10 protein-coding genes are annotated in these 8,589 nt (G+C 71.6%); 7 read left to right on the top strand and 3 right to left on the bottom strand.

What is annotated here, in order from left to right:
- Positions 1-191 precede the first annotated feature (191 nt).
- Positions 192-1,286, bottom strand: coding sequence for a 3-deoxy-7-phosphoheptulonate synthase (locus tag ABZU52_RS04155; protein WP_354969626.1), 1,095 nt, complete (start codon positions 1,284-1,286; stop codon positions 192-194).
- A gap of 273 nt (positions 1,287-1,559) precedes the next feature.
- Here ABZU52_RS04155 and ABZU52_RS04160 point away from each other — a divergent pair, with 273 nt between their 5' ends.
- Positions 1,560-1,778 carry a hypothetical protein gene (locus ABZU52_RS04160; RefSeq protein ID WP_354969627.1) on the top strand — a complete coding sequence of 73 codons (219 nt, stop codon included), beginning with the start codon at positions 1,560-1,562 and terminating at the stop codon, positions 1,776-1,778.
- Here the strand turns inward: ABZU52_RS04160 and ABZU52_RS04165 are convergent.
- Positions 1,745-1,990 (bottom strand): hypothetical protein, encoded by a 246-nt coding sequence (locus ABZU52_RS04165; protein ID WP_354969628.1) that lies wholly within the window; start codon positions 1,988-1,990, stop codon positions 1,745-1,747. The genes ABZU52_RS04160 and ABZU52_RS04165 overlap by 34 nt on opposite strands.
- A 33-nt stretch (positions 1,991-2,023) precedes the next feature.
- On the opposite strand from ABZU52_RS04165, the gene ABZU52_RS04170 reads away from it, so the two are divergent.
- The 4 genes from ABZU52_RS04170 to ABZU52_RS04185 all read left to right on the top strand — a co-directional run bounded on the left by ABZU52_RS04170 (position 2,024) and on the right by ABZU52_RS04185 (position 6,561).
- Positions 2,024-3,313, top strand: a complete 1,290-nt coding sequence (locus ABZU52_RS04170) for a pitrilysin family protein (protein ID WP_354969629.1) — start codon at positions 2,024-2,026, stop codon at positions 3,311-3,313.
- The gene (locus ABZU52_RS04175; RefSeq protein WP_354969630.1) at positions 3,310-4,647 is read left to right on the top strand and encodes a pitrilysin family protein; all 1,338 of its coding nucleotides are present in this window, start codon (positions 3,310-3,312) and stop codon (positions 4,645-4,647) included. Before ABZU52_RS04170 ends, ABZU52_RS04175 begins: the two co-directional genes overlap by 4 nt.
- Positions 4,648-4,886: 239 nt before the next feature.
- Complete coding sequence (locus tag ABZU52_RS04180; protein ID WP_354969631.1) at positions 4,887-5,912, top strand: aspartate-semialdehyde dehydrogenase; 1,026 nt, start codon at positions 4,887-4,889, stop codon at positions 5,910-5,912.
- Between the two features lie 208 nt (positions 5,913-6,120).
- Complete coding sequence (locus ABZU52_RS04185; RefSeq protein WP_354969632.1) at positions 6,121-6,561, top strand: PPOX class F420-dependent oxidoreductase; 441 nt, start codon at positions 6,121-6,123, stop codon at positions 6,559-6,561.
- A gap of 11 nt (positions 6,562-6,572) precedes the next feature.
- On the opposite strand, the gene ABZU52_RS04190 is transcribed toward ABZU52_RS04185, so the two are convergent.
- Positions 6,573-7,154 (bottom strand): nucleotidyltransferase family protein, encoded by a 582-nt coding sequence (locus ABZU52_RS04190; protein WP_354969633.1) that lies wholly within the window; start codon positions 7,152-7,154, stop codon positions 6,573-6,575.
- A 184-nt stretch (positions 7,155-7,338) separates the two neighbouring features.
- On the opposite strand from ABZU52_RS04190, the gene ABZU52_RS04195 reads away from it, so the two are divergent.
- Together ABZU52_RS04195 and ABZU52_RS04200 are read left to right on the top strand one after the other, a co-directional pair.
- Positions 7,339-7,755, top strand: a complete 417-nt coding sequence (locus ABZU52_RS04195; protein WP_354969634.1) for a CBS domain-containing protein — start codon at positions 7,339-7,341, stop codon at positions 7,753-7,755.
- Between the two features lie 177 nt (positions 7,756-7,932).
- A complete protein-coding gene (locus ABZU52_RS04200; protein WP_354969635.1) occupies positions 7,933-8,505 on the top strand; it encodes a hypothetical protein in 573 nt (190 codons plus the stop codon).
- Positions 8,506-8,589 lie beyond the last annotated feature (84 nt).

The following is an 8,589-nucleotide window of genomic DNA, read 5'->3' on the forward strand; positions in this document are numbered from 1 at the left end:
CCGGCCTTGTGGGCCGGGGGCGGCGCTGGTGTCGGTGTGCAGGTCGCCTCTCGGCGAGTGGCACTACGCGGCTCCAGCCGGACGGTATTCCGCGAAGGCAATTTGGGTGAGGCCCGGGGACACTGGACACACCGACATCCCCGTCAACGAGCCGACCCCCGCTCGTGTTCCGTGCGCCGCGGTGTCGGCGGTCACACCGTCGTCGGCAGGGTGGCCCGCCGGGCCCGCACCGCCGAGGCGAGGTGGTCGAGCACCGAGGCGGTGTCGTCCCAGCCGAGGCAGGCGTCGGTGACCGAACGGCCGTACTCCAGCTCCCGGGTCGGGTCGAGCTCCTGCCGGCCGGGCAGCAGGAACGACTCCAGCATCACGCCGGTGATGCCACGCTGGCCGGCGGCCAGTTGGGCGGCCACGTCCGCGGTGACCAGCGGCTGGTTGCGGTGGTCCTTACCGCTGTTGGCGTGACTGGCGTCGATCACCAGCCGCTCCGGCAGGTTGGCCGCGCGGAGCAGATCGAGCGCACCGGCCACCGACTCGGCGTCGTAGTTGGGCCGGCCGCCCCCGCCGCGCAGCACCAGGTGACCGTCGGTGTTGCCGCGAGTGTGCATGATCGCCGGGGTGCCGGAGAAGTCGATACCGGGGAAGACGTGCGGCACCCCGGCGGCGCGGATCGCGTCCACGGCCGTGCCGATGCTGCCGTCCGGGCGGTTCTTCATGCCGATCGGCATGGACAGGCCGGAGGCGAGCTGGCGGTGCACCTGGCTCTCCACGGTGCGGGCACCGATCGCGCCCCAGGCCACCGTGTCCGCGATGTACTGCGGGGTGATCGGGTCGAGGAACTCGCAACCCACCGGCAGGCCGAGGCGGAGCACGTCGAGCAGCAGTGCCCGAGCCAGCCGCAGACCGGTGTTGACGTCCCCGCTGCCGTCCAGGCCCGGGTCGTTGATCAGGCCCTTCCAGCCGACCGTGGAGCGGGGCTTCTCGAAGTAGACCCGCATCACGATCAGCAGGTCGTCGGCGAGCCGGTCCGCCGCCGTGCGCAGGCGCTGCGCGTAGTCGAGAGCGGCGGCCGGGTCATGCACCGAGCAGGGGCCGACCACCACCAGCAGGCGGTCGTCCTCGCGGTCCAGCACGCGACCGACCGCGCGGCGGCCGGTCAGCACGGCCGACGCGAGCGGGGCGTCCAGGGGCAACTCGTGGTGCAGCAGGGCGGGCGTGGTCAGCGGCACGACACGGTCGATCCGCTGATCGCTGACCCGATCGGTCTCCGGGGTCGTCACGGTGGGCATCCTTCCGCCGACCGTGCCGGGGCCGGTGCCCGGGACGAGCCGGCTGCTCGTACGCAAAAGGGCAGGAACGACAGCTCCTGCCCAGCCGGCTCGGTCCGTGGTGACGTCAGTTCATGGTGAAGTCACCGGCGTGCGAGCCGGCTGCCTAAACCATCGATAGGAACGCGTCACCGGGCCAGCGTACCCGACCAGGTGCGGTGACCCGGCCTGTCGTCCCAAGATGCGGGGGCGAAGATCGCGTGCCGGAGCTGAGGTCGGGGTAACAGGGATGCCATGACGCACGAGCAGAGTGATCAGGACCGGGTGGAATCCCGCGCACACCACCTCCTGCCCGAGGAGACGGCGGTGGGCAGCGACGACCCGCAAGCGCAGGCGGAGGCCATCCTCGACGACTCGGACATCCGCGCGGCGGACCAGAACGCCGCCCCGGACACGGTGCTGGAACGGCGTACCTCGGATCAGACCGTGGCCGCGGTCGAACCGCCGGACTGAGCGGTCGCCCGGCGTGCCCGACGCGACCCCCGGTAGGTCTGGTCGCGCAGCCAGGCCAGCGGACCTGCCACCCGCAGCTCGGGTGGCAGGTTGCGCGCCGGGTCGGACGCGAGCGCCCCGTCCTCCGCGGCGCTGAGCTGGGCACCGAGGCTGAGCTGCCGGACCAGCCGCCGTCTCGCCGACGAACGAGCGACCGGCCGGATGCACGTCACCTTTCCGCCCCCGAGATCGGATAGCGTCGGGGCATGCCCGACAGCGGTTACCCCTGGCCCATTCAGACGTCCCGACTGGACAACGGCCTGCGCGTGGTGGTGAGTGAGGATCGCACCGCGCCCGCCGTGGCCGTCAACCTTTGGTACGACGTCGGCTCCCGGCACGAGCCGGCCGGGCAGACCGGCTTCGCCCACCTCTTCGAGCACCTGATGTTCGAGGGCTCGGTGAACGTGGCGAAGACCGAGCACATGAAGCTGATCCAGGGCTCCGGCGGCTCGCTCAACGCCACCACCAACCCGGACCGGACCAACTACTTCGAGACGGTCCCGGCCGAGCACCTGGAGCTGGCGCTGTGGTTGGAAGCCGACCGGATGGGCGGCCTGGTCCCCGCGCTCACCCAGGAGACGCTGGACAACCAACGGGACGTGGTGAAGAACGAGCGCCGGCAGCGCTATGAGAACGTCCCGTACGGCGACGCGTGGCTGCGGTTGCTGCCGCTGCTCTACCCGCCGGGGCACCCGTACCACCACGCGACGATCGGCTCGATGGCCGACCTGAACGCCGCCGACCTGGCCACCTTCCAGGCGTTCCACCAGACCTACTACGCGCCGAACAACGCGGTGCTGACCGTGGTCGGCGACGCCACCGCCTCCGACGTGTTCGCGCTCGCCGACAAGTACTTCGGCGCGCTGCCCGCCCGCGACGACATCCCGCCGGCACCGGACGGCCGCAGCGTCCCCGCCACCGGGCAGACCGCCGTCGAGTCGGTCAGCGCCGATGTGCCGGCGCCCCGGGTGTACATCGCCCACCGCAGCTACCCGTTCGGCAGCCCGGGGTACAACGTGATCACCGTGCTCGCCACCATCCTCGGCAGCGGCCGGGGCAGCCGGCTCTACCAGCGCCTCGCCGACGGCGAGCGGATCGCGCAGCCGGACCTGGTCGGGGCGTACGGGGTGGACCTCGCCCACGCCCCGGCACCGCTGATCGCCACCGCCACCGCCCGCCCCGGAGTGAGCGCCGAGCGGCTCGCCGAAGGGCTGGCCGAGGTCGTCGACGAGCTGGCCACCGTGCCGGTCACCGCCGCCGAGCTGGATCGGGCCAAGGCGTTGCTCAGCACCGGGTGGTGGCGTCAGCTGTCCACCGTCGACGGCCGCGCCGACCTGCTCGGCCGGTACACCACGCAGTTCGGTGACCCGGCCCGCATCGCCGACCAGTTGCCGGCCCTGCTCGCGGTCACCGCCGAGCAGATCGCCGAGGCCGCCGCCGACGTGCTCACCACCGACCGGGTGACCCTGACCTACCTGCCCGAGGAGACCTCATGACGCTGATCGCCGACCGTCCCGGCCCGGGTGCCGCCCGCCCGTACCGGTTCCCGCCGGTGGTCCGCCGCGCCGTCGCCGGCGGTCAGGTCGTCGCCGCGCACCTGCCGGGGCAGAACCTCGCCGTGGCCCTGCTGCTGCTCGACGTGGGCGCGGGCCAGGAGCCGGTCGGCAAGGAGGGCCTGTCCGGGGTGCTGGCCAAGGCGTTGGAGGAGGGGACCGCACAGCGGGACGCCGCCGCGTACGCGCTCGCCGTCGAAGGGCTCGGCACCGCGTTGTCGACCGGTCTGGACTGGGACTCGTTCCAGGCCAGCGTGGTGGTCCCGGTGGACCGGCTGAGCGCGGCCGTGGAACTGCTCGCCGAGGCGGTCCGGACGCCCAAGCTCGACCCCGCCGACGTACGCCGGGTCCGCGACGACGAGGCGACAGCGCTCCGGATGGACTGGGCCAACCCCGGCCCGCGCGCCGACGCCGCGCTGCGCGCCGACCTGTTCGGCGCGCAGAACCGCTGGGGACGGCCTATGCACGGCGACCCGGAGTCGGTCGCCGGGTTGGACGTGGAGGATGTGACGGTCTTCCACTCCGAGTGGTTCCTGCGCCCCGGCACCCTGATCGTCGCCGGTGACCTGGACCGGATCGACCTGGACGCGCTGGCCGCCGCCGCGTTCGCCGGCACCGGTGGTGGCCCCGCCGAGCGGGGCGGCCCCATCGAGGTGCCCCTGCACGACGGTCGACGGATCATCCTGGTGGATCGGCCCGGCTCGGTGCAGTCCACGCTGCGTCTGGGTCACCCGTCACCGCACCGGGCGCACCCCGACTACGTGCCGTTGACGCTCGCTGGCACGGTGCTCGGTGGGGCATTCACGTCCCGCCTCAACCACCTGCTGCGCGAGGTGCACGGCTACACCTACGGCATCCGGGCTGACTTCGCCGCGTCACGGCGGTTCGGTCGGTTCGCGGTCAGCTCCGGCGTGCAGACGGCGGTCACCGCGCCGGCCCTGGTGGAGGCGGTGGGCGAGATCACCCGTACCCAGGTCAGCGGGGTGACCGAGGACGAGCTGGAGGTGGCCCGCTCCTGGCGGGCGGGGCAGCTCTCGGTCGAGTTGCAGAGCCCACGGGCGATCGCCTCCGCGCTGACCACCCTTGTGGTGCACGACCTTCCGGACGACTACCACGCGCGGTTGCGTGAGTCGCTGCTCTCCGCCACCGTCGACGAGGTCTCCGCTGCGGCGGCCACCCACCTGCACCCGGAAGCCCTCACCCTGGTCATCGAGGGCGACGCCGCAGTGATCCGCGACGACCTACAGTCCACCGCCCTGGGAACCCTCCTCCCCTAACAGTCCCCTCCGGCCCCACGCCCCCGGCTCCTCCTCCTGCGCCGTTGATCATGGAGTTGTTGTCACCCGGCACGGCGTGTCGTGGCAATAACTTCATGATCAACGGGAGTGGGAGTGGGAGTGGGAGTGGGGGTGGGGGGAGGGAGAGGTGGGGGGAGCGGGGGGTGGGGTGTGATGCGGGACCCGGGGGGTGGGAAAGGGGTCCCGGTTTTGGGGGTGGGGTGGGTAGCCTCCGGGGCATGAGGATCGGCATTGTGGGGGCCACCGGCCAGGTCGGTGGCGTGATGCGGCAGGTGCTGGCGGAGCGGGAGTTCCCGGCGGAGCAGGTGCGGTTGTTCGCCTCGGCGCGGTCCGCCGGGCGGACGCTGCCGTGGCGTGACGGTGAGGTGCCCGTCGAGGACGCCGCGACCGCGGACTACTCCGAGCTGGACATCGTGCTCTTCTCGGCCGGTAAGGGCACCGCCCGGGAGTTGGCGCCCCGGGTCGCCGAGGCCGGCGCCGTGGTGATCGACAACTCGTCGGCGTTCCGGATGGACCCGCAGGTGCCGCTGGTGGTCGCCGAGGTCAACCCGCACGCCGCCCTGGACCGCCCGAAGGGCATCATCGCCAACCCCAACTGCACCACGATGGCCGCGATGCCGGTGCTGCGTCCGCTGCACGCCGAGGCTGGCCTGGTGGGCCTGGTCGTCTCCACCTACCAGGCCGTCTCCGGTGCCGGGCTGGCCGGCGTCGCCGAGCTGGACGAGCAGGTCCGCAAGGTGGCCGAGCACGCCACCGGGCTGGCCTTCGACGGGTCGGCCGTGGAGTTTCCCGCGCCACGCTCATTCGCCCAGCCGATCGCCTTCAACGTCCTCCCGCTGGCCGGCTCGATCGTCGACGACGGCTCGTTCGAGACCGACGAGGAGCAGAAGCTCCGCAACGAGAGCCGCAAGATCCTGGAAATCCCCGACCTGAAGGTCTCCGGCACCTGCGTCCGGGTGCCGGTCTTCACCGGGCACTCGCTCCAGATCAATGCCCGGTTCGCCCGGCCGCTCACCCCGCAGCGCGCCCACGAGCTACTGGCCGACGCGCCCGGGGTGGCACTGACCGACGTCCCGACGCCGTTGCAGGCCGCCGGGCAGGACCCGACGTACGTGGGCCGGATCCGCGCCGACGAGACCGTGGAGTACGGGCTGGCCCTGTTCTGCTCCAACGACAACCTGCGCAAGGGCGCCGCGCTGAACGCGGTGCAACTCGCCGAGCTGGTCGCCGCCGAACGCCGCTGACCGGCACGGTCGCCCGATAACGAACGCCTGCCAAGCACCGAGCCCTCGCCGTCGTCGACGAGGGCTCGGTGCCGTTCCGGAGGCTCCGTGCCATCCGGTTGGTCGTCCTGCCGTTCCGGGGGCTCAGCCCGTTCCGGGTGGTCGCCCGCGACGGCCGGCAGGTCGTGCTTGGATGGGTCGGAGACGATCGTCCAACCTGGAGGACACCATGCCGGATGACCGCACCCAGCAGGCGTTGACCGATCTGGTGGCCGGCCACTCGATGGGCGTGCTCGCCACCATCAAGCGGGACGGGCGCCCGCAGCTGTCCACGGTGCTCTACTCCTTCGACCGGGACGCGGGCCTGATCCGGGTCTCGGTCACCGACGGCCGCGCCAAGACCGCCAACCTGCGCCGCGACCCGCGTGCCAGCTTCCACGTCAGCAGTCAGGACGGCTGGGCGTACGCGGTGGTCGAGGGTCGCGCCGAACTCACCCCGCCGGCCGCCGAGCTCGGCGACGACACGGTCGAGGAGTTGGTGGCGCTTTACCGGGGGCTCAGCGGAGAACACCCCGACTGGGACGAGTACCGGCAGGCCATGGTCGACGAGGGGCGGATCGTGCTACGCCTGCACGTCGAGCGGCTCTACGGTATGCCGCCCCGAGGCTGACCCGCCGCCGGTCAGCCCGGCTCGATCACGGTCACGCCGGGCCAACGCCGATCCGGCCGGTGCCGGGCCAACCGCAGCCGGGACCGGGCCACGTCCACCCGGGCCGGGTTGTGCCGCCACACCCCACCCAGCAGATCCGTCAGGCCGTACGGGGCGCAGACCTCGAGCCGGTCGGCCGAGTCCAGGCGGACGGCCACCGCTGTGGCGTACTCCGGCCAGGTGGCGACCGCCTCGCTCACGCTGCGGTACGGCTCGATCGGGTCACCGCCGAATTTGGCCGCGTACCAGGTGTGCACCGCCGCCTGGTTGCGCGCCTGCCAGGGCGGCTGCGGCCACATCCCGGTCAACCGGGCGGTGGCCCGGTCGTCGTCGGCGCGGGTCAGCCTTACCGGGTCGAAGAAGACCACGTCCACGTCGTGGACCTGCGCCGGGTCGAACCCGTCGCCGTACCGCTCGCCCCAGACCAGGTCGCGCAGCGCCCCCGCGCCGATCCAGGCGTCCGGCAGCCCGGAGTCCCGCACCACGGTCAGCGCCCGGGTCAGCCAACTGCTGCCGGCGACCAGTTCCCGCAGCTCTTCCTCGCCCGTCAACATCCGCTCACGGTAGGCAGCGGGGCCGACACGTGTCGCTGGCGGGAGGCCCGGCCGCACCTGCCCGGGCCGCGATCGGTCTCCTGGGGTACGCGCTGGCACCCGCGCGGATAGGCCGGGACGCTCGGCGTTACCTCCTCCCGAGCGGCGGGTAGACGGGGCGTGCCGACACCGAGAGGGGAGCACCATGACAACGGTCGGAGACTTCATGACGACCCGGTTGGTGACGATGGACGGCAACGCAACGCTCATCGCCGCCGCGCAGGAGATGCGTGACAGTGCGATTGGCGATGTGGTGGTGACCGATGGCAACAGTGTGGTCGGCATCGTCACGGACCGGGACATCACGGTCCGGGGTGTCGCGGAGAACATGGACCCGGGCGCGACCCGGTTGAATCAGATCACCACGCGCGACGTGATCACGGTGAGTCAGTACGACGACGCCGTGGCCGCCGCGGACCTGATGCGGACGTACGCCGTACGCCGACTACCGGTGATCGACGACGGGCGCCTGGTGGGCCTGGTGTCGATGGGTGACCTCGCGGTCGAGCGCGAACCGCAGTCGGTCCTGGCCGACATCAGCGCCGACGACCCGAACAACTGACCGTCCGCCGCGGCGCGCGGGGGGGGGGCCCGCCCCCCCCGCCGCCCCCGCCACCGGTGGTGTGATCCCTTCTCGCATTAGCGTGAAGTGTGTTGGTGACCGAGCGGAGCCGGTCCTTTGAGGACGAATGACTAGCTTCGACATAATGCTGATTACTCTGATCCGGGGCGGACGGCGATGACCGCGCCGTCCACCCCGAATCGGGTTCGATTGTTGGCCGAGCTCGCTCGATACGACTGGCAGACGCTGAAGTCGTTCAAAGGTTCGGCCGTTGACGTGCGGTCTGCGATTACTGATCTCGTGTCCGCCGAGACCGGAGCGGCGGCCGAACGGGCCTACTGGCGGATCGACAACACGGCCCTCATTCAGGGGCGGCTGTCTCAGTGCTGCCCAGCTGTGGTGTCATGTCTGGTGGTCGGGTTGACGGAGGCTCCGGCAGTCTCGCGGCCCTTGATCATCGACCTGCTGGCGACCATTGGCGGCGGTTATGACGACCACGTGGACATCGCCTGGGTCGGCCCGGTCTCGTCGCACGATTGCATCCAGCGTATGGCTGTTGGGTTCGAGACGTACGAACGGGAGCTGCGGGAGCGGGGAAACGCCAGTTGCGTCGATATCCTCTTCGTGTGTGGCAAGGATTCGGCGCAGATGCTACCCCGAGTCCGACAGGTGCTCGTCGAGGCACTTGCGCTGCCGTCCTGTAGGCCGATCTCCGAGTTGGTCGAAGCCTCCCTGGCAGATCTTGACTGACCATGGCGTCGGCATTCGGGCGCTGTGTGTGCCTGGCGCGGTCACGCCGGTGGCGGGGGGGGGGGGGGGGGGGCGCCCCCCCCC

Origin of the sequence: Micromonospora sp. NPDC005220, assembly GCF_040607895.1 — a bacterium.
Taxonomy (GTDB): Bacteria; Actinomycetota; Actinomycetes; order Mycobacteriales; family Micromonosporaceae; genus Micromonospora.

Coding starts and splice junctions, on each gene's coding strand:
- ABZU52_RS04155 (WP_354969626.1), bottom strand. CDS start 1,286: ATGCCCACCGTGACGACCCCGGAGACCGATCGGGTCAGCGATCAGCGG.
- ABZU52_RS04160 (WP_354969627.1), top strand. CDS start 1,560: ATGACGCACGAGCAGAGTGATCAGGACCGGGTGGAATCCCGCGCACAC.
- ABZU52_RS04170 (WP_354969629.1), top strand. CDS start 2,024: ATGCCCGACAGCGGTTACCCCTGGCCCATTCAGACGTCCCGACTGGAC.
- ABZU52_RS04175 (WP_354969630.1), top strand. CDS start 3,310: ATGACGCTGATCGCCGACCGTCCCGGCCCGGGTGCCGCCCGCCCGTAC.
- ABZU52_RS04180 (WP_354969631.1), top strand. CDS start 4,887: ATGAGGATCGGCATTGTGGGGGCCACCGGCCAGGTCGGTGGCGTGATG.
- ABZU52_RS04185 (WP_354969632.1), top strand. CDS start 6,121: ATGCCGGATGACCGCACCCAGCAGGCGTTGACCGATCTGGTGGCCGGC.
- ABZU52_RS04190 (WP_354969633.1), bottom strand. CDS start 7,154: ATGTTGACGGGCGAGGAAGAGCTGCGGGAACTGGTCGCCGGCAGCAGT.
- ABZU52_RS04195 (WP_354969634.1), top strand. CDS start 7,339: ATGACAACGGTCGGAGACTTCATGACGACCCGGTTGGTGACGATGGAC.
- ABZU52_RS04200 (WP_354969635.1), top strand. CDS start 7,933: ATGACCGCGCCGTCCACCCCGAATCGGGTTCGATTGTTGGCCGAGCTC.